This is a genomic window from Winogradskyella helgolandensis, from assembly GCF_013404085.1.
Classification (GTDB): Bacteria; Bacteroidota; Bacteroidia; order Flavobacteriales; family Flavobacteriaceae; genus Winogradskyella; species Winogradskyella helgolandensis.
Genome location: NZ_JABFHO010000001.1, coordinates 2861802 through 2885409 on the forward strand (window position 1 = coordinate 2861802; position 23608 = coordinate 2885409).

The following is a 23608-nucleotide window of genomic DNA, read 5'->3' on the forward strand; positions in this document are numbered from 1 at the left end:
ACAAATGATAGAGTATTTAAAAAAGATAAGTTTTAAACAGATTTTATTTTTTTTGGTGTGTGTGTTAGTTGTAGAGTTTCTACTGCTAAAACAGACACCTTTTTTTTGGGATGGTATTAGTAAATCGTCGCGTGCCAGTTGGATTTATGCCAATGGACTTACAGAATTTATTGTGCCTACTGAACGTAATTCTGGGCATCCACCATTGTGGATTACCTTATTGGCTGTTTTCTGGACTATTTTTGAAAAAGCACTTTGGTCGTCACGATTGTTATTATTGATTGTTAATATTGGTGTCGTTTGGCAGCTAGTACTACTTTGTAAGAATAATTTTGTAAAATTGGTTTCAGCTTCTGCCGTTTTATTGGTGTTTTTAGAACCCACATTTATAGCGCAAACCACTAATTTAAACAACGATATGTTGCTGTTGTTTTTTACGCTTCTTGGACTAAATGCGCTCATTAAATCGAAACCGGTACTTTTTGCTTTAGCATTGTCGGGTTTATTATTTACCAATCTCAGAGGTATTTATATTGTTATATCTATAGTTTTAATTCATGTCATTTACACGCGGTTCAAATTAATTAAAAACAGAAAACCGATCTATTTAGGTTATGTTGTTGCGCTATTGAGTTTTGCTATGTTTTGTTATTTTCAATATGAAAAATTAGGTTGGTTTTTAATCACTCAGAAAGAAAACTATAATGCGCAAAGACAATCGGTAGGGTTAAAACAAGTGCTCATAAATAGTATTGTCTATGCGAAAAGCTTTTTAGAATTCGGGCGCTTTATTATTGTGTTATTTCTATTGCCTTTATTAGTGAAATACATAAGAGATAAGTCGAATAGGAGTGTTAGAATTGATAGAATAGCCATTGCGTTTTTTGTGTTTGCCTTTATCTTTTTTATAGGTATGGTGCCATTTTCAAACCCAATTGGTGATCGGTATTTTATGATTTGTTATTTATTGGCAGTTATTTTGCTCATTAATTTAATAACACATTACAACCTGTCTAAAAAACCATTAATGTATGTGGCTATTGTGTTGATGTTTATTTCTGGTCATTTCTGGATTTATCCTGCGACTCTTTCTCAATCTTGGGATAGCTCATTAGCATATTTAAATAGTTATACCGTTGAAGAGCAAATGGAATATTATATAGATTCAGTTGGGATAAAGCCTTCTGAAATAGGAACACGAATTCGGTTTAATGAGCGGGATAATTCGGAATTTAAAGTGCTGACAGAAGCAGAGCGTTATACAGATTTTAATATTGAAACAAATCAATTCATAATGCTTTCTAATATAGATAATCAGACCAAAGATGATGAGTTAAATGAAATTATGACAAATTGGAAATTGATTAAAAGTTATTCTCAGTTAGGTGTTTTTATGTCGTTATATAAAAAAGAATAATTGAGCATAATTATATCAAATAAGACGTAAGATTAGGGGGTGTAATGTAAAAAGGTCTCGTTTTAGAGATGAAATTTAAAAAACTCCAATGTTCTCAACATATTAATGCTGTTTTGTTAATTACTTTACCGCCTCCTTATTTCATGTTTTAAGCTATAGTATTATATTTAGCCTTTCATCTAAATTTTGCCCACTTTTATGTCAGACCAGACTAGCTATACCGAAGATAACATACGCTCACTCGATTGGAAAGAACACATCCGAATGCGACCTGGTATGTATATCGGTAAATTAGGTGATGGCTCGTCTCCTGATGATGGTATTTATATTCTTCTAAAAGAGGTTTTAGATAATTCCATTGATGAGTATGTGATGGGAGCAGGTAAAACGATTGAAATTTCCATTCAAGGTGAACGTGTTATTGTCCGCGATTATGGTCGTGGTATTCCATTAGGAAAAGTGGTAGACGTTGTGTCTAAAATGAATACTGGTGGTAAGTATGATTCTAAAGCCTTCAAGAAATCTGTAGGTTTAAATGGTGTTGGTACTAAAGCTGTAAATGCATTATCGTCTTATTTTAGAGTAGAATCAACGAGAGATAGTAAGTCGGCTTCAGCAGAATTTGAACAGGGAAATCTTACCAATCAAGAACTTTTAGATGATACCTCTCGAAGAAAAGGAACGAAAGTGTCTTTTATTCCTGATGAAATTATATTCAAAAATTACAAGTATCGAAGCGAATATGTGGTTAAGATGCTTAAAAACTATGTGTATCTAAATCCAGGATTAACCATTGTTTTTAATGGCGAAAAGTTTTATAGTGAAAATGGATTGAAAGATTTACTGTCTGAGAACATTAACGAGTCAGATATGCTATATCCAATCATTCATCTTAAAGGGGATGATATAGAAATCGCTATCACACATAGTAAAACACAATACAGTGAAGAGTATCACTCTTTTGTTAATGGGCAAAATACAACTCAAGGTGGAACGCATTTAGCTGCGTATAGAGAATCTATAGTTAAAACTATAAGAGAGTTTTATGGAAAAAGTTACGAGGCATCTGATATTAGGAAATCTGTTGTTACGGCAATTGCCATAAAAGTAATGGAGCCTGTTTTTGAAAGTCAGACAAAAACAAAATTAGGTTCTACAGATATGGGTGGCGAATTGCCAACGGTTAGAACCTATATTAATGATTTTGTAAAAACCTATTTAGATAACTTTTTACATAAAAATCCGGATACGGCTGAGAAAATTCAACGTAAAATTCTTCAAGCTGAGCGTGAGCGTAAAGAATTGTCGGGTATTAGAAAGTTAGCCAAAGACAGAGCTAAGAAAGCGAGTCTTCATAATAAAAAATTACGCGACTGTAGAGTGCATTTTGGGGATACAAAACACGACCGGAATTTAGAATCGACTTTATTTATTACAGAGGGTGATTCTGCCTCTGGAAGTATTACAAAGTCGCGCGACGTGAATACACAAGCCGTTTTTAGTTTAAAAGGAAAGCCTCTAAACTGTTATGGCTTAAGTAAAAAGATTGTATACGAGAATGAAGAGTTTAATCTTTTGCAAGCCGCTCTAAATATTGAAGAATCACTTGAGGATTTGCGTTATAACAATGTTGTCATAGCAACGGATGCCGATGTTGATGGTATGCACATTCGTTTGTTATTAATAACATTCTTTTTGCAATTCTTTCCAGAAGTTATAAAAGAAGGGCATTTGTATATTTTGCAAACCCCTTTATTTAGAGTTCGAAATAAAAAGGAAACGATTTATTGTTATTCCGAAGACGAACGACGTGATGCTATGGAAAAATTAAAACCAAAACCAGAAATTACCCGATTTAAAGGTTTAGGTGAAATTTCACCAGATGAATTTGTGCATTTTATAGGTGAAGATATTCGTTTAGATCCTGTAATGTTAGACAAAGACATGTCTATTGAAGAGTTACTGTCCTTTTATATGGGTAAAAACACACCAACGCGTCAAGAATTTATTATTGACAATCTTAAAGTTGAATTAGATGTTGTTGAGGAAGATGTTTAAATTATTTAATTTGAGATTTATTTCTATACTATTCGTGTTTTTTTATTTTTCAAATAGTATAGAGGGGCAGAATAGAGAAATCCCAATAGTTAGTATAGATTATGAATTAAGGGAAAATGCTTTTAAATATGTTTTTGGAGCACTGAATTATTGTGAGTTAAGCGATTTTCCTAAACTAGATGAAAGCCAGGCGACTAGTCGTTTTTTGAGTAGGTTTATCCCTCAAAGAATTTATAATATGTGTGATTGGTTTTTTGAGAGATTTGGAAAGGTGAAAAATGTTAAACTAAAAAATGTTGTTATTGATAGTTTAGGTCGAAAACACTTTAGGTATAAAGCTAACTATGCCGAATTTGATAGAGCTATTGATTTCCGAGTAGTTTTTAATGAGGAAAATAAAGTGCATTGGATGCATTATCTCATAGATTGGGATGAAAAATTTAATTTTTTTAGTGATGAAGATCTTCAGAGAGCGCCCGTTGAAGATTCATCTAATACTATTTTAGCGCAACATAAAGATTTTGTGTTAAGTAATTATAAATATAAAGATTCTTCTTTTTTAAACTACATTAAGCCGGAGCTGTTAGCTTATCCTAAAAAAGTTAAGTCTTGGACCTCAAGTATAGTTAATGAGCGAGATTCTATTTATTCAAAGTTAGGAGGTTTTGAAAACCTAAAACTCAAAGAAAAACTTATTTCAAATAATGGTTATTTAGTATATCGTTATAGTGCTAATTTTGATAAATTAGATGCCCCTTCTGAGGTTAGGCTTTTTTGCGATTTAAAAGATAGGTATATGGGAGTTAGAGTGGTCGATATTTGGTATAATGAATATGATCAAGCAGATGATGGTTTAAAAGATAGAGTAGAGAAAGATAAAATTAAAGGTAAATAATGAAAGTAATTGCATGAGAACAGATAATAGAGATATAAAAAACACCATAATTTCTATTTATTTTATATTAATTATCGCGGCCGTTTTATTGGCTACGGTTTTTCAGTCTTATAATTTAGTAGAAGGAAGTTCAATATATGTATTAATAGGATTGCTAGTCACTGTAATTATAGTGCATTTTGTAGCACGATTCTTTGAGTATGATAGCGATGGCGCAAATGTTATTATTACTAATAGTGGATTAATACTTACAGATCATTTTAACTACAGAGAAAATAAAGTAGAGGTCGCCAGACATAAAATTACGGGGTACAGAATAGTCAATTATTATTTTTATAAGAGTTTAATTGTTTACACAACGCAAAGTAATGGGAAAGTGACAAGGGAGCGTTTTAATATTACACTTTTAAAAAATAAAAAAGTAAAATATGTAAGGCAGTCTCTAAAAAAGATTATCAAGGAAAATAAAAGCAAAAAGTTGTAGAAATAGATGATAGAAGAACATGACGAGTTGTTAAATGAAGACGATGGTAGCCAAGAGACAATAACTAAGGTTACCGGAATGTATAAAGAATGGTTCTTAGATTATGCATCCTACGTAATTCTAGAGCGTGCTGTACCAGCGATTGAAGATGGATTTAAGCCGGTGCAACGTCGTATAATGCATTCTATGAAAGATTTAGATGATGGACGTTATAACAAAGTAGCGAATATTGTTGGTCATACAATGCAATATCATCCACATGGTGACGCGAGTATAGCAGATGCTATGGTGCAGATAGGACAAAAAGATTTGTTAATTGATACCCAAGGAAACTGGGGAAATATATTAACAGGTGATCGTGCTGCAGCATCGCGTTATATTGAAGCACGACTTTCTAAGTTTGCTTTAGATGTTGTTTATAATCCAAAAATCACAGACTGGCAGTCCTCTTATGATGGCAGACGTAAGGAACCTATAAACCTTCCTGTAATGTTTCCTTTGTTATTAGCACAAGGTGGCGAAGGGATTGCGGTTGGCTTGTCTACGAAAATTTTACCACACAATTTTATTGAACTGATTGACGCTTCTGTAAAACACTTAAAAGGAAAGCGATTTACAATTCTTCCAGATTTCCCAACTGCAGGTATTGCAGATTTCACCAACTATAATGATGGATTAAGAGGAGGAAAGGTTCGTGTTAGGGCTTTGATTTCACAACGCGATAAGAATACATTAATGATTACCGAAATTCCTTTTGGTACAACAACATCGTCATTAATTGATTCTATTCTTAAAGCGAATGATAAAGGGAAAATAAAAATTAAAAAGATTGAAGATAATACGGCGGCTGAAGTAGAGATTTTAATTCATTTGCCTCCAGGCTTGTCACCAGATAAAACGATTGATGCGCTTTATGCATTTACAAGTTGTGAATCGTCTATTTCTCCATTGGGCTGTGTGATTGAGGATAATAAGCCTTATTTTGTTGGTGTCACCGAAATGTTACGTCGTTCTACAGATAATACAGTTCAGCTTTTAAAGAGTGAATTAGAAATACGATTAGGAGAGTTTCAAGAGCAATGGCATTTTGCGTCCCTTGAGCGTATTTTTATTGAAAAACGTATTTATCGCGATATTGAAGAAGAGGAAACGTGGGATGGAGTTATTGGTGCTATTGACAAAGGGCTTCAGCCACATATAAAACACTTAAAACGCGCTATCACGGTTGAAGATATTACGCGTTTAACAGAAATTAGAATTAAGCGTATTTCTAAATTTGATATCGATAAAGCACAACAAAAGATAGATGCTCTAGAGGATCAAATAGCTGAAGTAAAACATCACTTAGCCAATCTAATTGATTATGCTATAGCGTATTTCGAAAGATTAAAAAAGGAATACGGAGAAGGAAAAGAGCGCAAAACCGAAATCAGAATCTTTGATGATGTAGATGCGACAAAAGTGGTGATTAGAAACACAAAACTCTATGTTAATAGAGCAGAAGGGTTTATTGGTACAGCATTAAAACGCGATGAGTATGTTTGTGACTGTAGTGATATCGATGATATTATTGTGTTCACGAATCAAGGCACAATGATGGTGACTAAAGTAGATTCTAAAACTTTTATAGGTAAGAATATTATTCATGTTGCTGTATTTAAGAAAAAAGACAAACGTACCATTTACAATATGATTTATCGTGATGGTAAAGGTGGTCCATCTTATGTGAAACGATTCGCTGTAACGAGTATGACACGAGATCGTGAGTATGATTTAACCAACGGGAATAAAGGCTCTGCGTTATGGTATTTCTCCGCAAATCCTAATGGTGAAGCTGAGGTGGTGACTATTATGTTGCGCCAAGTTGGTAGTATTAAGAAGTTAAAGTGGGATTTAGATTTCGCCGATGTTTTAATAAAAGGTAGAGCTTCTAAAGGTAATGTTGTTACTAAATACGCAATTAAGCGCGTGGAATTAAAAGAAAGAGGTGTGTCTACTTTAAAACCTCGTAGAATATGGTTTGATGACACCGTTCAGCGTTTGAACGTTGATAATAGAGGTGAGTTAATTGGTGAATTTAGGGGCGAGGATAGATTACTTATTATTAATCAGTCTGGAGTTGTAAAAACAATTATACCAGAATTGACGACGCATTTTGACAGTGATATGATTGTTATGGAGAAATGGATCCCTAAAAAGCCAATTTCGGCAATTTACTTTGATGGTGAAAAAGAACGCTATTATGTAAAACGTTTTGTTATTGAGCATGAAGGCAAGGAAGAGGATTTTATTTCAGATCATCCAGACTCACAGTTAGAGATTGTTTCAACCGATTGGAGACCAATGGTAGATGTAGAATTCACGAAAGAACGTGGTAAAGAACGGAAACCGAACATGGAAGTGAATCTTGAAGAATTTATTTCAGTAAAAGGGATTACTGCTCTTGGAAATCAACTCACTAAAGATAAAATAAATCAGATTAATTTATTGGAATCATTACCTTATGAGGAGGCAGAAGAAGTGCCTGCGGATGAGATAGAGGTTGTGGATGAGGAAACAGTTAAGACTGTAAAATCTGAAAATGAATCGAAATCTGATAGTTCATCTGATGATGATAGTGATGATGATTTAGGGATGGATGAGAAGGGGCAAGTGACGCTTTTTTAGTGGATCTAAACGGACAGAATAGATATGCCATTTGCTATTTTTTCTTTTTAACCGCCTTAAAGTTTAAGAATTCTACAAAGAGCGAAAATGCTATAGCAAAATACAAATAGCCTTTAGGTATTGCTCCAACTGTATTTCCGAAGAATTCAGTATGTGATAAATGTGCTGCTTCTGTGATTAGCATAAACCCTATTAGAATTAGAAAAGCAAGCCCTAAAATTTGAATGCTAGGGTGTTTGTCAATGAACTTTCGAATCGGATTCGCAAAACCTATCATAATACCAATGGAAATCGTAACGGCAATAATCATTAAGATTAACGTGTAGTTGTGATTGGGATGTAGTCCATTGGTCATGCCAACAGCTGTTAGGATAGAGTCTATTGAGAAAATAAAATCAAGAATTACTATTTGAACAATAGCATTGCTAAGTGATTTTATGGCTTTAGATTTTGCTGTGTCTTCATCGTGAGATGGGTTTTCAACCTTTTCTCGTATTTCAGAGGTGCTTTTGTATATTAAAAATAAGCCTCCTGCAAATAAAATTATGGCTTGCCAGCTAATTCCTATGGATAACCAGCTGGTTTCTATGGTGTAAAAGGGTTTGCTAAGGCCAATTAAAAAGGAAACAAAGAAGAGTAGGATAATACGTTGTACTAAGGCTAGTAATAGTCCTATTCGGGTAGCTTTACTTCGTTGGTGTTCTGGTAATTTATTTGCTGCAATAGATATAAATACAATATTATCTATGCCAAGGATGATTTCTAGAAACGTTAAAGTTAGTAATGCCATTATGGCATCGGAAGTCAGTAAGAAATCGAGCATAATGTTATTCTATTTTTATTGCGGTACCTTTTTCGACTCGTGAAGGCTTATTCGGTCTTTTAACGGCGAGTTTATATTCAAAAGTATAAGAATCTTCAGTTGTAGATAGGATCTTCATGTGAATAGCCTCTTTTTCGGAATTGCTGATTGGGTGTAGTTTTTTTAATATAAACTCACAATCATTAATCCAGCGGATAGATGATGAATCTGCTTTTTCTTCATGGTAATCAATATTGAAATCCTCAGTACGCCTAAATCGCGAGGTTTGCTCAGTGCCATCAATAATGTATGTAAATTCAAAAGTACCCGTTTTAAAATCAGAACAATCGCGTTCTATTGAGTAACAACTCGTTAGTAGTGTTAGTAGTAGTATTGAAAGAAAAAACTTCATATAAATCCTTTTTGCAAAGATAATGAATAGTGTAATTAGTATTAAGGCTTGTAGCTTTTAAAAGTACCATTTTTATAAAAGATTACAATTTTATCGATTTCAGAATTCGAATCTGAAACAGTGTTTAAATTAGGGAGTTGAGGCTTGGTGTTTGTTTCTGGTAGGTTTGAGTTTGGTGATTCAGATATTTTAGTCGTGCTCGGAAAATTCCCTTTGCCGTTCATTAACCAATATAATTCAACTTCAGGATAGGAGTGTAATACCTTCATTACGAAATCTAAACTAGGCTTGTTTCTGCCACTTAAAATGTGTGAAATACTAGAGCGTTGTACACCGATTTTTTCTGCGAAACTTGAGGCAGATTCACCATAGAAATCGATGACCTTTTGTAAACGTTTAGTGAAATCGGTAGAGTTTATCATTGTAAACTTGAGTTTGGTAAATGTAATGATACAAATGTAAACAATAGTATTTTTACAAATGTTAATTAGGGTGAAATAATTTTAAACAACTTAAATTTTAGGTTTGATTTTTGTCCTTAAAACACTGAAAACAATAATTTTCAATGTGTATTTGTTTTTGTGTTAAATAATTTTCAATATGTTTGGTTTAGGAAAATCATTTTGCTGAAGTTAATGTTTACTAATGTAACAAATACCTGCAATATTGTTGTTTACAAATGTAATAAATCAAATGATTACATTTGTAACCATTAATTTAGTCATATGAATTTACAATTTTTAAATCACCAATTTTCTGAGGTTAAAACACCAGAACTTTATGGTCGATATATTACTAATTCTGATATAGAAAAATGTTTAGAAAATTTATCAAAACCTCAAGTTTCTACTATTGGATATTCTGTTGAAAAGCGGCCAATATATAGTTTGAAATTTGGTAGTGGACCTATTAAGATTTTATTGTGGTCTCAAATGCACGGCAATGAATCAACTTCAACAAAAGCACTTTTTGATTGTTTTAATCTTTTTGAAACTGAACAAGGTTTTTCAAAAAAGATTTTAGAACAATGTACTTTAATGGTTATTCCTATTTTAAATCCTGACGGAGCTGAACGATATACACGAGTCAATGCAAATAAAGTTGATTTAAATAGAGATGCTCAAGATTTGTCTCAGCCAGAAAGTAAAGTGTTACGTCAAATATATATAGACTTTAAGCCCGATTATTGTTTTAACTTACATGGGCAACGAACTATTTTTAGTGCTGGTGAAACCGATAACGTTGCTACACTGTCATTTTTATCGCCAGCACAAGACCGAGAGCGGCAGTTAACAGCTAATAGAAAAGCAGCTATGGTGATTATTGCGAGAATTAATGAATTGTTACAAGTTGAGATCCCAAATAGTATAGGACGTTACGATGATGGTTTTAATTTGAATTGTGTTGGAGATACGTTTCAGAATTTTGGAGTGCCAACGCTATTGTATGAGGCAGGACATTATAAAAATGATTACGATAGAGAAGTAGTGAGACGTTTAATGTTTGTTGCTATTTTAAAAGGACTCGATGCTATTATAAATGGAGTTAATATTGATGCGTATAAAGCTTATTTTGATATTCCAGAAAATGCAAAATGCTTCTATGATATTATTATAAGAAATGCAAAGAGTGAAAATGAGAACGGTCTTGTTGATATAGCAATTCAATATAAAGAGGTATTAAAAGACGGAAAATTAGAATTTATTCCAATAATTGAAGAAATCTCGATATTAAACACCAAGTTTGGTCATAAAGAAATAGAAGCCAATCAGTTTTTGGTTAAAACAATAACGAATTCTGGTCTCATTATAGGTTCCGAAATCGATTTCGTAATGATAAATAATGAAAGAATCTCATTAAAACCGTAAAAATATTCACTTATAATGCATAATTGTTAATGTAAATGTTCTATTTTTGCGTTTAGTTTAAAGATTATATAATTATGGCAAAGTTTAAATTAGATGAAGTAGATCACCAGATTCTCGATATGTTGATCGATAATACGCGTATTCCTTTTACAGATATAGCAAAGAAATTATTGATTTCTGCAGGTACTGTTCATGTACGCGTAAAGAAAATGGAGGAAGCAGGAATTATAATGGGTTCCTCATTAACATTAGATTACCAAAAGCTGGATTATTCATTCATTGCTTATGTTGGTGTTTTTCTACAAAATACATCGCAAACGAAATTTGTTTTAGAGCGAATTTCAGATATACCTTATGTAACGGTAGCACATATTACAACAGGAAAATTTAATATTTTCTGTAAAATTAGAGCTAAGGATACGATGCATGCAAAGGATATTATCTTTATGTTAGATGATATTGATGGTGTTTATAGAACGGAAACAATGATTTCTTTAGAAGAGAGTCTTAACGATAAAAAACGTTTGATGCATACCATTTTTAATGAGTTGTAGTCAAAATAGAATAGTTTAACAAAAGCCCTTAGTTATTTTGACTTGGGGCTTTTTTTATTAGAAATTATATAAATTTGAATACCATGAAGACCTCAGAGTACAATTCTTATTATAAACCTTATATTGATGCTCTCAATAAAGATATAGGTATTGTGGACGGATTGAAACAAAATTTAGATGATTTGGTTTCTTTTTATTCAAATATTCCACAGGAAAAGCATAATTATGCTTACGCAGAAGGAAAGTGGACTATAAAGGATGTATTACTACATACTATAGATACTGAACGTGTTTTTGCTTATCGCGCATTAAGAATAGCTAGGCAGGATAAAACACCTTTAGCAGGTTTTGAGCAAAACGATTATGTTGACTATGCATTTGCAGCAAATCGATCTATAGAAAGTTTATTAGAAGAATATAGAGCGGTGCGACAAGCAACAATTACATTATTTAGTTCATTCGACACAGATGTATTACCTCTTGTAGGTGAAGCTTCTGGGTTTCCTATTTCAGTTAGAGCAATAGGTTATATAATTATGGGACATGAAAATCATCACGTAAAAATTATAAAAGAGCGTTATCTCTAATTAGCATAATAATCAAAGGCTTCTAAAATTAAGTCATTACTAATTACGCAATCTAGTTTTGGTTTTCCAATAGCTTCGAGAAGTACGAATTTCACAACACCATGACTGTTCTTCTTGTCATATTTTAATAATTCGATGATATGTTGTTGATCAGCTTTAGTGATTTCAACCTTGGAGAATGTTTTTAAAATACCGTTTGTGATTATTTCCAAGTCCTCATTACTTAATGCGCAAACTTTAGTGGATAAATAGGTTTCTAAAATCATGCCTATGGCGATAGCTTCACCATGAAGCAAAGGATTTTTGTCAGCATTTTCCATGAAATAACTTTCTATGGCATGACCTAATGTATGTCCAAAATTTAAAATTTTCCTTAAGCCTTGTTCGGTTGGATCAGATGTTACAACAGTGTTTTTAATAACAATTGAGTCGTAAATAAGTCGATCTAAGTCAGAAAGATTTAAATTTTCGAGATGGGTTAAGGTATTCCAATAGGTTTCGTCAAAAATTAAACCATGTTTTAGCATTTCAGCAAAACCAGAAACCATTTCGTTTTGCGGAAGTGTATCTAGGAAAGATGTATCTACGCCAACCATTTCACCTTCATTAATAACGCCAACTTGATTTTTTAGAGATCCTAAGTCAACACCGGTTTTTCCACCAACAGAGGCATCAACCATAGCTAATAATGACGTTGGAATATTGATGTAAGTTATGCCGCGCATATAAGTACTCGCCACAAATCCTCCTAAATCCGTAACGACTCCACCTCCTAAATTGATTAACAAACTTTTTCGATCAGCATTGTATTCTGATAGAGCTTCCCAAACACCAGTACAAATATCAATGGATTTGTGTTCTTCTCCATTTGGCATTTCCATAACTTCAACAGTTATTTCTCCAGATTCAATGCGCTCTAAGAACTTAGCTAAACAATAATCGTGTGTGTTTGTATCAACAAGAATAAATATCTTAGAAGGGTTGACTGTTTTTATATAGTTATTTAGGTTGGTGTAAACCTCAGAATTAAAGTGTACTACGGCGTTTTTTGTCGAAATAGATTCCATATGATAAATTAAGTGCAAATATGACGTGAAAATACTTCCTTTTTAGAAAAAAATGTAAGACTATAATAAATATATTTGCATTTATATTCTTTTAGCTCATGATAAATAGATCACTCTTTGAGGACACAGGTACGGCGTTTACTTTAAAATCTGATTCAGAATTAGAACGAGCGTATTTTTTATTCAAAATGATTTCCTCTGAGCCTTTGGTTCGGATTGGTACGGTAGCAACCAATTTTGCACTAAAAGCACATTTGCCAGTAGAAAAGTTGATAAGAGCAACAGTCTTTGATCATTTCTGTGGTGGTGTGAATGAAGAAGATTGTTTACCGGTTATAGATAAATTATATACAGAAGGAGTGAGTTCCGTTTTGGATTATTCGGTTGAAGGTAAAGCCGAAGAAAATCAATTTGATAATGCGTTAGAGAAAATATTAAAAATCATTCGTTTTTGTGATGATAGAGAGGCAATGCCAATTGTGGTTTTTAAGCCCTCTGGTTTTGGACGTTTTAAATTATACCAAAAGAAGACAGAAGGAGTAGAGTTGTCTGCTGAAGAAGAAGCAGAATGGGGAAGAATAGTAAACCGTTTTGATACCGTTTGTAAACTCGCAAAAGAAAAAGATGTCGAAGTTTTAATTGATGGTGAAGAAAGTTGGATGCAGGATGCTGCAGATGATTTAGTAGAAGAAATGATGCTTCGCTATAATAAAGATGTTACTATAGTTTATAACACCTTGCAATTGTATCGTTGGGATCGTTTAGACTATTTAAAAGCGTTACTCCAACGTGCCAAATACAATGGATTTAAAATTGGTATGAAGATTGTTCGTGGTGCTTATATGGAAAAAGAACGCGAACGTGCTTTAGAAAAAGGATATGACTCTCCAATCTGTGAAAATAAAAAAGCTACTGACGATAATTTTAATGAAACACTGAATTATATACTTAACAATTTAGAGGGTGTCTCAGTTTTTATAGGGACACATAATGAAGCAAGCTGTTTTTTGGCTATGGAACTTATGGAAACTCTTAATATATCTAAGGAAGATAATAACGTTTGGTTTGGACAATTATATGGTATGAGTGATCATATTAGCTTTAATTTGGCTGCTCAAGGTTATAATGTAGCGAAGTACATTCCGTTTGGTCCAGTAAAGGATGTGATGCCGTATTTAATTAGAAGGGCAGAGGAGAATACATCTGTTGCAGGTCAGACTAGTCGTGAGTTAACTTTGTTGAAGGCGGAGAAGCGGAGACGTAAGTTGTAAGAATTTAACCGTAACTTAAGTATAAAATAAAAGCCACTAATGTAATTTAGTGGCTTTTATTTTTATATAAATTGAAAAGTAATGAGTATTTCAATTAAGATTTTCCCAATTGATATTCTTTTCTCTTACGACAGAATAAAAGGACAAAAAATTAAAAATCTTAATGGAATTTATCTAGAATTATAAGAATTAGTTTTCGGAATCGATATTTGTATTTGCTAATACTATTTCCATCATGGTATTTAAATAGATTCACTAAGAATTGAGGGTTTTTGATGAAATGATCTCGCTTTGGGGTCTGTATAAAAGAAGTCATTGCATTTCTACTGATATTCTGTATACCAACTGTATTTAAAAATTTCACTTTTTTTGTTGAAGCAGTCATAGCTTTATAACCAGCTTCTTTAGCGATATCAATACTCAATTGATTAAAACCACCACCCGGCCAGCAAATAAAATCTACGGGTTTATTGAGTTTTTGTTGAATAATTCTTTTGCTTTCCAATAACTCATAGGTATAGCGATCTCTCATGTCTTCATCTGATTCAAATTGTCCAGGAATCTCGTTGAGCTTTTTGTTTAATTTTTTAATAAAGTCTTTCTTGTTAGTTACACCTCCTGCTTTTGAATATTCATTAATGGAATATTCGATAAATTTTTCATTGGGGATATACTTTCGAACTTTTAAAGCCCTATCATATTCAAAAATGGGAGTGCCATGTTCAGCAAATTTTGATTGGTCTTCATTGATATAATACGGTTTTCTTTTTGGTTGTGATAACCATGGTAACCAATTGTATTTCGGTTGACCAGTATAAATATCTGTTATTTTATTTGAATAAGAATAAAAGTTATGACTCATGCTGTGAGATTGGATATCAATCACACCGGAGCTTTGCATAGCATTCAATTCTACCCAATTTAGAAATCCAAGTGGTTGAAGTTTGGATTTTTTAATTTTATTATTCCAAACATCTTCTAGATTTGGTCTAATTTCAGTACCATCAGGAATAAATTCTGGGTTAACAAAGATGGTGCCTTTCAAACCATATTTTTTAAGTATTGGAAAAGCATATACCCAATTATCTAGATAACCATCATCAAAAGTAAGTACTATTTTCTTTTTAGAATTTGAGTCTTTTTCCCAAGAGTCAAGAAATACAGTTTCATAGTTATTATCAACTAAATACTTGCAGAAATTCTCAAAATGAATAATAGAAATAGAAAGCCATTTTCTATACCAATTTTCTTTTTCACAACCAATACTGTGTAGCATTAAGGTTTTCATAAATAGTGTTTTTTTTAGTTTACTTTGATTTTGAAAAAAAGCTATACCATTTTTTCTTCCTTTGAGGATTATTGCCATAACCATAGCCATAACCATAGCCTTTTTTATCAAAATTAGTTCCGTTTAAAAGCAGATTCATATTTGGCAACCTGTTATCTTTATAAAGCGGTTTAGCTACTGCAGATAATTGTCTTTTGTCAACATTATTTGCACTAACAACATAAATAAATATGTCTGCAAATTTTGAGATTAACATTGTATCGCTTACCAAGCCTACAGCTGAAGTATCTACGATAATATAATCATATTTATCTTCAAAATAATCAAATAAATCTTTAACTCTATCACTCATCAATAATTCAGAAGGGTTAGGAGGTATTGTTCCAGAGGAAATAACATCTAAATACGCATTGCTCTTTAATTTATTTATAATTTCATTTGGTTTTATTGATTTATTCGCAATATAATCTGATAAGCCAACTTCAGTAGTCGGTTTCTCGTTAAGATATTTCATAATCTTAGGAACTCTAATATCCATTTCAATTAGTAACACTGTTTTTTCTGAAAATGAAATAGATGACGCTAAGTTAGTGCTAGTGTGTGATTTGCCTTCTTGAGCTCTTGTGGATGTAATAAATATTTTTTTAGTATTAGAGCTATTGTTTTTTAATAAAAAATCTATGTTAGATCTGATAATTCTAAAAGCTTCAGCTTTCGGTGAATAATCAACTTTAGAAACTAGCTTGGTCTTTTTGCTTGTTAACGGAATATCACCGATATACGGGATATTAAGAACCTCTAAAAGGTCGTCTTTATCATAAATTTTTGTATCTAATAAGTCCTTCATGTAGATAATGCCAATAGGAATCATCAAACCTAAGATTAGAGCAGCTAAATATGTTATCATTTTATTAGGTGATACAGGCGTATATGACGAATAGGCATTGTCAATAACTTTAGCATTGGATGTGAACATTCCAAGTGTAATAGCTGACTCTTCCCGTTTTTCTAATAAATATAAGTAAAGTGATTCTTTAATGCTTTGTTGGCGTTCTATACCTCTAAGTTGTTTTTGCTTAGTTGGAGCAGAATACAGTTGTCCTCTAATTCTTGCTTCTTCTTGATTAAGACTGTTAAGGGTAATTTCACTTGATTTTTTCATGCTTTCAAGTGAACTCGATAAGTTTTCCTTTAAAGAATTGATTTGATTGTTTAAATTAATTACCACTGGATTACTTTCAGAAGAATTTTTCAAAAGTTTATCGCGCTCCGCAACTAATTCATTGTGAGTTTGAGTGACTTGACCTACGTTTCCGTCAGAAATCCCTATAGAAGGTAGGAGGTCAGAATTTTTATTCTTTTCTTGGATTTCTTGCTGTAAGTAGTCAATTAATTGAATATTATTAGTCGTGCTATTTATTTGCGATTCATTTTGCCTTTCGCTTTGTAAGTAAATATCCGCTTGAGCACCAAGGGCTGTTAAATTATTTCGTTTTTGAAGTTGTTCAGCGGTAAAGTCAACTTCTTCCAATTCTTTAAATACTAATTCTAGCCGATTATTTATGAAGTCAGAAGTTACTTGAACGACCTCTTCTTTATCCATAATAACATCGTTGTTGTATTCTTTTATTAGATGGTTTAAAAAATTTATTGCTCTTTTTGGTATGTTATCCTCAAGGCCTAATTTTACAACACTAGATTCGTCTCCTGTTGATATAGAAAGTTTTTTACTATACCGACTTATTGTTGAAGAAATGCGATTGATTGATACTCTTAAGTTACTCCCTGTTTTCGGACTGTATTTTCCACTATTAGGAACAATGACAATATCTCCAAATCCTGTTTTTATTCGGTCACCGAATAAGAAAGATTTACCTAAAGCGTCATCACGGTTTATAAGTGATTTTCCATCATCTTTAAACATTAAAAACTCTGATGGGGATTTTATCTTAATAAAAAGTGTAGTGTCTATTTTATGGATAATAGAATCATGGGCAAAAAAATTTATTTTTATTGGGGGATTTTCATAGATCTCTTGTTCCTTTATTTTACCTTGTTTATAATACGTAATATTGAGTTTTAAAGCCTTGACAATATTAGAAATTAAAGTTCTCGATGTCATAACTGCAATCTCATCTTTTATTGCATTCGATTTACCAGATAAAAGACTACTTCCACTAAGTTCAGCTAAACTAGGTAGTTTTTGAGATTCTTTATCGTCTTTTATTCTAATCGTAGCAGAAGCCTCATATTGATTAGTTGAATATCTCAAGTGAAGGAAAGCTAGTGCTAATGCTATAATTACAAAAAATGAAATTAACTTCCATCTAGAAAGGTATAGACTTAGCGTTTTTTTTATGGCTTTAGTAGATATTATGTTTTTAGATTCCATATAATACTAGATTGTAAAAGCTTAAATTATTTTATTAGGAATACAGCTATAACCGTTGTTAAAGTGCCTATGGCAGAAATTAAGACACTATTATTTTGGTTATATGTTGAAGAGCGTATTTTGGCGTTATTTGGTTCTACATATATGACATCGTTTTGTTGTAAGTAATATAAGGGTGAATTAACTGAATTAATTGATGTTAAGTCAATATTTGCAAACTTTTTTTTCCCGTCGATTTCTCTTATCAATTTTACGTTTTTTCGTTTTCCAAATATTGTTAAATCACTAGCATAACCAAGCGCTTCTAAAATAGTCACTCTTTCATCTTGCATCGTAAAAGTTCCTGGCCTAGAAACTTCTCCGATAACGGTAATCGTAAAATTTGCTAACCTAACATTGACAATTGGATCTGTTGCCATTGTGCTAATACGCTCAACTAAAAGATTGGTTAATTCAGATCGGGTTAGGCCTTCAACTTTTAGAGTTCCAAAGACGGGAAACTGAATATTACCATTGTAATCAATCAAATAGGTTTGTTGGGTTAAGCTGCCTTGGGCACTTGTTAAATTTGTAGTGTTGTGAGAAACCACTGGTAAATTAAACGGACTAACAGTAGCTGGGTCTAAAGCTGTTACGTTAATTGTTAAAATATCGTCTGGCTTGTATCTTAGTTCAGTAGGTTCAGAGGAAAGCTGTCCTTCTGAAAGTGCCTCGTCTTGAAAGTAGATGAAATCTTTTCGAGATCCACAAGATGTTGCTGTAATTATCGCTAATATGGAAATTATAAGAATACGTGTTTTCATTTGAGTGATTGTTCTAGGTTTGCTTTAAAGTGTGAATTATTTTTTAATATCTAACACTTCGTAAGTTGAATTATTTGAAATATATTCTGGTATTAAATACTTTATAAAAGATACTATTTCTAACGGTTGTGTTAATGAATTTATAGCCGTTAGTTTGTTAATTTGTTTTTCGACATTACTAATATCAACGTGTCTTGATTTTGCAATCATAATCTTTTCGTGATAGGTTTTTTTTGTGTTTTCACCATCAGCTAAAAGTTCCTCATAAATTTTTTCTCCAGGTCTTAAGCCTGTTATTTTTATATCAATGTCTTCTGGGTATCTTAAGCCAGATAAAATAATCATGTTAGTAGCAAGGTTGAAAATCTTAATAGGTTCTCCCATGTCAAACACAAAAATTTCACCACCGTTACCCATGGCTGCGGCTTCTAAGACTAATTGACAAGCTTCAGGGATCGTCATAAAATAACGAGTTATATCTTTGTGAGTTACAGTTAGCGGACCTCCTTTTTCTATTTGTTTTTTAAATAAAGGAATAACAGATCCGTTTGAGCCTAAAACATTTCCGAATCTAGTTGTTATAAATTTCGTATGTCCTTTTCCTTTTAAGCAGCTTACATAAAGCTCTGCAATTCGTTTGGTTGCACCCATTACGTTTGTAGGGTTAACAGCTTTATCTGTTGAAATTAAAACAAATTTATCAACACTGTGTTTGACAGCGATATCTGCAACATTTTTTGTGCCACCAATATTCACACTTACTGCTTCAAATGGATTATTTTCCATTAAAGGTACGTGTTTATATGCGGCCGCATGAAAAATTATTTTAGGTTTATATAGGTTGAATATTTGATCAATTCTAGTTCTATTACGAACATCAGCCACTATAGCGTCAATATTTTCTAAGCCTTGTTGTCTAAATTCTTGCTGAATATCATAAAGTGCAGACTCTGCATTATCGACTAAGATTAATTTCTTATAGTTATACAGGCTGATTTTTCTACAAATTTCACTTCCTATAGAACCTGCTGCTCCTGTTACTAAAATAACTTTATTATCGTATTGTTCCTCTAAATCAGGATTTTTTATATTAATAGGATCTCTCCCTAAAAGGTCTTCAATTTTAACTTCTTTAATTTGACCAACACTTAAGTCGCCATCTATCCAACTTTGAACAGGAGGGACTATTTTTACTTTAAGACCTAGTGAAAAAAGGCTGCCAGTTATTTGAAGTAACCTAGTAGGATCTATATTTTGAATTGAAATTATAACATCCTCAACATTATATTTTTGAATGAAGTCTTCATCAATAGAATCTATGCTATAAACTTTTAAAAGGTTTATTTTTTTTCCTATTTTACGTTCATCGTCATCGATAAAACCAACAACATCAAACCCGCTTTTAGTGTCATTCTGAATGGCATCATAGGTTAACATTCCAGAATTACCCGCTCCAAAAATTAAAACATTAGAAATAGATTGAAAATCTTGAGTGATGTGGTTATAAATAGATTTTATAAACAGTTTTGCACCAATAAGAAATAAGATGTTTAGTAGTAAGTTTATGTAAATGATAGAACCAGAGACATTAAATATACTGTCTTCTCCTAACGCTCTTCTGCTCAAAAATGTACAAAAGATCAGAATTGTCGCTAAAATATTAGCTCCAATAATAATATTTATAATGTCTTTAAACCCAGTAAATCTAACAACACCTTTATATGAGCCAACAGAAATAAAACTAATTGCTGCAGCGATGGCTACATATGGAATTTGGTTTAATAGATTGATAAAATCAAAATCAATTTGAAAATTATATCGAATTAGATACGCTAGGAAGAATGACGCTATTACAATTATTATATCAAATAATAGAACAAGCCATTTTGAAGCATATTTTTTCGATATTTTATTTAGAAAATTAATTAGCATGTTACAAAATACGCATTTATTGCAGAAATAACTCTTTCTAATTCATTATCAGTAAGATTTGAACCACTTGGTAAGCATAATCCTCTATTAAATAAATCATCAGAAACACCATTAAGGTAACTAGGATATTTCTTGAAAACAGGCTGTTGGTGCATCGGTTTCCATAATGGTCTAGATTCAATATTTTCTTTTTCCAATGCTAATCTTAAGCCTTCTCGAGTCTCTTTAGAATCTAAAAGAATACAAGATAGCCAACGGTTAGAGAAATAACCATCTGGTTCTTTGAGAAAAGTAATTGTATCTATATTTTTCAATGAATCGAAATAGAATTGATGGTTAGAGCGACGTTTTGCGACATGGTTATCTAGGGTTGTCATTTGTCCACGACCAATACCAGCAACGATGTTAGACATTCTATAGTTGTATCCAATTTCAGAGTGCAAGTAATGAGGAGCATTGTCTCTAGCTTGTGTTGCTAAGAAAACTGCTTTTTCTTTAAGTTTTAAAGTGCTAGTAACTATAGCACCACCACCTGATGTTGTAATAATTTTATTACCGTTAAAAGATAAGATAGAAAAATCTCCGAAAGTTCCACAGTTTCTCCCTTTAAATTGGCTTCCCAATGATTCAGCACTGTCTTCTACTATAGGAATATTATATTTTAATGCAATTTTGTTAATTTCATCCACTTTATATGGCATTCCATATAAGTGTACTGTAATAATCGCTTTTGGTACATGTCCTTTAGCAATTCTGTCTTTAATTGCAATTTCTAATTGTACAGGACACATATTCCAGGTCTCTCTTTCACTATCTACAAAAACAGGAGAAGCTCCTTGGTAAACTATAGGATTAGCAGATGCTGAAAATGTTTTGCTTTGACAAATCACTTCATCTCCTTGGCCAACCCCTAATAATATAAGACTTAGATGCAAAGCGGAAGTGCCAGATGCTAATGCAGCAACATGTTTGTCTTCATTAAGGTAAGATTGTATATCGTTTTCAAAGCCATTAACATTTGGCCCTAATGGCGCGACCCAATTAGTGTCAAAAGCTTCTATAATAAAAGGTAATTCATTACCACTCATGTGTGGTGAGGAAAGCCATATTTTAGGTTTCATATGTAAAAATTGTTAAGTAATTATTATATTACTATTCAATTTCATGTCAATAGAGGGATCTGGGACACGATCTAATTCAATAGTGTAAATATGCGTTATTATCTTGATTTAACCCAAATTAAAACGACAAACAGTAAATAATTACGTTCATTATTTTAATAAAACTATCAATTTGAAATTTCAATTAGTGTACCCCATATCTTAAACTTATACTTGTCACGAAACATTACATTTAATTAACTTTTTTAAAAAATTAGATTTGTAAGTTTACATGTAATTTAGTACTTTATATCTTTTTTTTACAAAGATAGTACTAACTATATTATATTTATCAACTTTTAAAATTGTTTAAAAAAGTTTAATCTAAATAGACAAAATGAATATCTTAATTACTTCGGCAGGAAGACGAGTTTCTTTAGTAAGATCATTTCAAAAAGAAATAATAAAGTCGAACCCAAACTCTAAAGTTTTTGCTTCAGATGCTGAGCCTATTTTATCTGCAGCATGCCAAATTGCAGATGGCTTTTTTAAAGTGCCAAGGCTAGATGAATCAGATTATATAGCTGTTTTGATTGAATTTTGTAAAATTAATGATATTCACCTAATTGTACCAACTATAGACACAGAACTGCTTGAATTGGCGAAAAACAAAGAAAAATTTAAGAAAGAAGGCATTGAGGTTGTGATATCATCCGTTGATTTTGTTTCTAAATGTAGAAATAAAAGAGTAATACATGAGTTTTTTGAAGCACACAACGTAAATGTCGCAAAAGAATTTACTAAAGATAATTATGAATTACCACTTTTTATTAAGCCGATAGATGGGAGTAGAAGTGTAGATACATTTTTAATAAAAACGCAAGAAGAGTTTACTGATTATCATTTTAGTAATGAAAAATTAATGTTTTTAGAGTATTTGGACCATGATGATTTTGATGAGTTTACATGTGATTTATATTTTGGTAAAGACCATAAATTAAAATGTGCTGTGCCTAGAAAGAGGATCGAGGTTAGAGACGGAGAAGTTTATAAGGCTTTGACAGTCAATAATAGTTTGGTGCCTTATATAAAGAAAAACTTAAACTATATCGAAGGGGCTGTTGGTTGTCTTACAGCTCAGTTTTTTGTAAATAGACGTGATGATCAAAAAATTTATGCTATTGAGATAAACCCGCGATTTGGAGGTGGCTATCCATTATCTTATCTGTCTGGTGCTAATTTCACAAAATGGATTATTGACGAATACTTACATGGAAAAACCATTGAAGAAAAATTTGATGTGTGGGAAAAGGACTTATTAATGATTCGTTATGATGATGAAATTTTAGTACATGGATATAAAGGTTGATAATACTACAGTTATAGTCTTTGATTTAGATGATACATTATATAATGAGTTAGATTTCTTAAAATCGGCTTATAAGTCTATTGCGATATTCGTAGAGCCAAACGATTGGAAAGCCTTGTATTCAAAGATGTTTTCATTATACAGGTGCAAGGTTAATGTTTTTGAATTTGTTGCTAATACCTATAAAATAGAAATAAGTTTATTGGTTGAGATGTATAGAAGTCATAAACCAAGCATTCAATTATTTGATGGTGTTTTAGAGGTTTTTGATGCTATTAAATCTAAAAATGGTAAAATAGCGATTGTTACCGATGGTAGATCGAAAACGCAAAGAGCTAAGTTAGAGAATTTAGGTGTTTTGAATTATTTAGATAAAATTATTATTTCTGAAGAAATTGGAACTGAAAAACCAAATTCAGCTAATTTTATAGCTGTTGAAAAGGCGCTAGCGGGAACAACCTATTATTACATAGCCGATAATTTAAAGAAAGATTTCGTTGCACCTAATACTTTAGGTTGGAAAAGCGTAGCTTTAGTAGATAATGGTAAAAATATCCATTTTGAATCTCATAAGTATATGGAGTTTCAGAATTTACCTCAACAATTTATAATTGATTTTAAGGATTTTAAAATCATATAATA

At 32.1% G+C, this 23608-nt stretch carries 20 protein-coding genes; 11 read left to right on the top strand and 9 right to left on the bottom strand.

The window, feature by feature from the left end:
* Positions 1-4 precede the first annotated feature (4 nt).
* The 5 genes from HM992_RS12060 (at position 5) to HM992_RS12080 (ending at position 7521) form a co-directional block, all read left to right on the top strand.
* The gene (locus HM992_RS12060) at positions 5-1417 is read left to right on the top strand and encodes a glycosyltransferase family 39 protein (RefSeq protein ID WP_179319844.1); all 1413 of its coding nucleotides are present in this window, start codon (positions 5-7) and stop codon (positions 1415-1417) included.
* Between the two features lie 198 nt (positions 1418-1615).
* Positions 1616-3475: a DNA topoisomerase IV subunit B gene (locus HM992_RS12065; protein WP_178985233.1), complete on the top strand. Its 1860-nt coding sequence runs from the start codon at positions 1616-1618 to the stop codon at positions 3473-3475.
* A 10-nt stretch (positions 3476-3485) separates the two neighbouring features.
* The gene (locus HM992_RS12070; protein WP_179319845.1) at positions 3486-4370 is read left to right on the top strand and encodes a hypothetical protein; all 885 of its coding nucleotides are present in this window, start codon (positions 3486-3488) and stop codon (positions 4368-4370) included.
* 13 nt (positions 4371-4383) lie between these two features.
* Positions 4384-4854 (top strand): hypothetical protein, encoded by a 471-nt coding sequence (locus tag HM992_RS12075; RefSeq protein WP_178985235.1) that lies wholly within the window; start codon positions 4384-4386, stop codon positions 4852-4854.
* 6 nt (positions 4855-4860) lie between these two features.
* Positions 4861-7521, top strand: a complete 2661-nt coding sequence (locus HM992_RS12080) for a DNA gyrase/topoisomerase IV subunit A (RefSeq protein ID WP_179319846.1) — start codon at positions 4861-4863, stop codon at positions 7519-7521.
* A gap of 34 nt (positions 7522-7555) precedes the next feature.
* Here the strand turns inward: HM992_RS12080 and HM992_RS12085 are convergent, their stop codons facing one another.
* Genes HM992_RS12085 through HM992_RS12095 form a run of 3 tightly spaced genes read right to left on the bottom strand, consistent with a single transcriptional unit; the run spans position 7556 to position 9157 of the window.
* Positions 7556-8344, bottom strand: a complete 789-nt coding sequence (locus HM992_RS12085; protein WP_179319847.1) for a TerC family protein — start codon at positions 8342-8344, stop codon at positions 7556-7558.
* Positions 8345-8348: 4 nt separating this feature from the next.
* A complete protein-coding gene (locus tag HM992_RS12090) occupies positions 8349-8735 on the bottom strand; it encodes a hypothetical protein (RefSeq protein WP_179319848.1) in 387 nt (128 codons plus the stop codon).
* A gap of 41 nt (positions 8736-8776) precedes the next feature.
* Positions 8777-9157 (bottom strand): helix-turn-helix domain-containing protein, encoded by a 381-nt coding sequence (locus tag HM992_RS12095; RefSeq protein WP_178985239.1) that lies wholly within the window; start codon positions 9155-9157, stop codon positions 8777-8779.
* Positions 9158-9460: 303 nt separating this feature from the next.
* On the opposite strand from HM992_RS12095, the gene HM992_RS12100 reads away from it, so the two are divergent.
* From HM992_RS12100 to HM992_RS12110, 3 genes are all read left to right on the top strand, one after another.
* A complete protein-coding gene (locus HM992_RS12100; protein ID WP_178985240.1) occupies positions 9461-10603 on the top strand; it encodes a M14 family metallopeptidase in 1143 nt (380 codons plus the stop codon).
* Between the two features lie 74 nt (positions 10604-10677).
* Positions 10678-11157 carry an Lrp/AsnC family transcriptional regulator gene (locus HM992_RS12105; RefSeq protein ID WP_092443151.1) on the top strand — a complete coding sequence of 160 codons (480 nt, stop codon included), beginning with the start codon at positions 10678-10680 and terminating at the stop codon, positions 11155-11157.
* An 83-nt stretch (positions 11158-11240) separates the two neighbouring features.
* Positions 11241-11744, top strand: a complete 504-nt coding sequence (locus HM992_RS12110; RefSeq protein WP_195806619.1) for a DinB family protein — start codon at positions 11241-11243, stop codon at positions 11742-11744.
* Here the strand turns inward: HM992_RS12110 and aroB are convergent.
* Positions 11741-12811 carry a 3-dehydroquinate synthase gene (gene aroB, locus HM992_RS12115; protein ID WP_179319849.1) on the bottom strand — a complete coding sequence of 357 codons (1071 nt, stop codon included), beginning with the start codon at positions 12809-12811 and terminating at the stop codon, positions 11741-11743. The genes HM992_RS12110 and aroB overlap by 4 nt on opposite strands.
* Before the next feature lie 98 nt (positions 12812-12909).
* On the opposite strand from aroB, the gene HM992_RS12120 reads away from it, so the two are divergent.
* On the top strand, positions 12910-14082 hold the full coding sequence (locus tag HM992_RS12120) for a proline dehydrogenase family protein (protein WP_179319850.1): 1173 nt from the start codon (positions 12910-12912) through the stop codon (positions 14080-14082).
* Between the two features lie 160 nt (positions 14083-14242).
* Here HM992_RS12120 and HM992_RS12125 read toward each other — a convergent pair whose 3' ends face one another.
* Genes HM992_RS12125 through HM992_RS12145 form a run of 5 tightly spaced genes read right to left on the bottom strand, consistent with a single transcriptional unit; the run spans position 14243 to position 21618 of the window.
* Positions 14243-15370, bottom strand: a complete 1128-nt coding sequence (locus HM992_RS12125; RefSeq protein WP_179319851.1) for a polysaccharide deacetylase family protein — start codon at positions 15368-15370, stop codon at positions 14243-14245.
* Between the two features lie 19 nt (positions 15371-15389).
* The gene (locus HM992_RS12130; RefSeq protein ID WP_179319852.1) at positions 15390-17762 is read right to left on the bottom strand and encodes a GumC family protein; all 2373 of its coding nucleotides are present in this window, start codon (positions 17760-17762) and stop codon (positions 15390-15392) included.
* Between the two features lie 26 nt (positions 17763-17788).
* Positions 17789-18565 carry a polysaccharide biosynthesis/export family protein gene (locus tag HM992_RS12135; protein WP_179319853.1) on the bottom strand — a complete coding sequence of 259 codons (777 nt, stop codon included), beginning with the start codon at positions 18563-18565 and terminating at the stop codon, positions 17789-17791.
* Positions 18566-18601: 36 nt separating this feature from the next.
* Complete coding sequence (locus tag HM992_RS12140) at positions 18602-20497, bottom strand: polysaccharide biosynthesis protein (protein WP_179319854.1); 1896 nt, start codon at positions 20495-20497, stop codon at positions 18602-18604.
* The gene (locus HM992_RS12145; RefSeq protein ID WP_178985247.1) at positions 20491-21618 is read right to left on the bottom strand and encodes a DegT/DnrJ/EryC1/StrS family aminotransferase; all 1128 of its coding nucleotides are present in this window, start codon (positions 21616-21618) and stop codon (positions 20491-20493) included. Before HM992_RS12145 ends, HM992_RS12140 begins: the two co-directional genes overlap by 7 nt.
* A 376-nt stretch (positions 21619-21994) precedes the next feature.
* On the opposite strand from HM992_RS12145, the gene HM992_RS12150 reads away from it, so the two are divergent.
* Both HM992_RS12150 and HM992_RS12155 read left to right on the top strand, forming a co-directional pair.
* Entirely contained in the window at positions 21995-22966 is a 972-nt protein-coding gene (locus tag HM992_RS12150) for an ATP-grasp domain-containing protein (protein WP_179319855.1), read from the top strand.
* A complete protein-coding gene (locus HM992_RS12155) occupies positions 22950-23606 on the top strand; it encodes an HAD family hydrolase (protein ID WP_179319856.1) in 657 nt (218 codons plus the stop codon). Before HM992_RS12150 ends, HM992_RS12155 begins: the two co-directional genes overlap by 17 nt.
* Positions 23607-23608 lie beyond the last annotated feature (2 nt).

Coding starts and splice junctions, on each gene's coding strand:
- HM992_RS12145 (WP_178985247.1), bottom strand. CDS start 21,618: ATGAAACCTAAAATATGGCTTTCCTCACCACACATGAGTGGTAATGAA.
- HM992_RS12140 (WP_179319854.1), bottom strand. CDS start 20,497: ATGCTAATTAATTTTCTAAATAAAATATCGAAAAAATATGCTTCAAAA.
- HM992_RS12080 (WP_179319846.1), top strand. CDS start 4,861: ATGATAGAAGAACATGACGAGTTGTTAAATGAAGACGATGGTAGCCAA.
- HM992_RS12150 (WP_179319855.1), top strand. CDS start 21,995: ATGAATATCTTAATTACTTCGGCAGGAAGACGAGTTTCTTTAGTAAGA.
- HM992_RS12065 (WP_178985233.1), top strand. CDS start 1,616: ATGTCAGACCAGACTAGCTATACCGAAGATAACATACGCTCACTCGAT.
- HM992_RS12105 (WP_092443151.1), top strand. CDS start 10,678: ATGGCAAAGTTTAAATTAGATGAAGTAGATCACCAGATTCTCGATATG.
- HM992_RS12125 (WP_179319851.1), bottom strand. CDS start 15,370: ATGAAAACCTTAATGCTACACAGTATTGGTTGTGAAAAAGAAAATTGG.
- HM992_RS12155 (WP_179319856.1), top strand. CDS start 22,950: ATGGATATAAAGGTTGATAATACTACAGTTATAGTCTTTGATTTAGAT.
- HM992_RS12075 (WP_178985235.1), top strand. CDS start 4,384: ATGAGAACAGATAATAGAGATATAAAAAACACCATAATTTCTATTTAT.
- HM992_RS12090 (WP_179319848.1), bottom strand. CDS start 8,735: ATGAAGTTTTTTCTTTCAATACTACTACTAACACTACTAACGAGTTGT.
- HM992_RS12120 (WP_179319850.1), top strand. CDS start 12,910: ATGATAAATAGATCACTCTTTGAGGACACAGGTACGGCGTTTACTTTA.
- HM992_RS12130 (WP_179319852.1), bottom strand. CDS start 17,762: ATGGAATCTAAAAACATAATATCTACTAAAGCCATAAAAAAAACGCTA.
- HM992_RS12100 (WP_178985240.1), top strand. CDS start 9,461: ATGAATTTACAATTTTTAAATCACCAATTTTCTGAGGTTAAAACACCA.
- HM992_RS12095 (WP_178985239.1), bottom strand. CDS start 9,157: ATGATAAACTCTACCGATTTCACTAAACGTTTACAAAAGGTCATCGAT.
- HM992_RS12110 (WP_195806619.1), top strand. CDS start 11,241: ATGAAGACCTCAGAGTACAATTCTTATTATAAACCTTATATTGATGCT.
- HM992_RS12135 (WP_179319853.1), bottom strand. CDS start 18,565: ATGAAAACACGTATTCTTATAATTTCCATATTAGCGATAATTACAGCA.
- HM992_RS12060 (WP_179319844.1), top strand. CDS start 5: ATGATAGAGTATTTAAAAAAGATAAGTTTTAAACAGATTTTATTTTTT.
- HM992_RS12085 (WP_179319847.1), bottom strand. CDS start 8,344: ATGCTCGATTTCTTACTGACTTCCGATGCCATAATGGCATTACTAACT.
- aroB (WP_179319849.1), bottom strand. CDS start 12,811: ATGGAATCTATTTCGACAAAAAACGCCGTAGTACACTTTAATTCTGAG.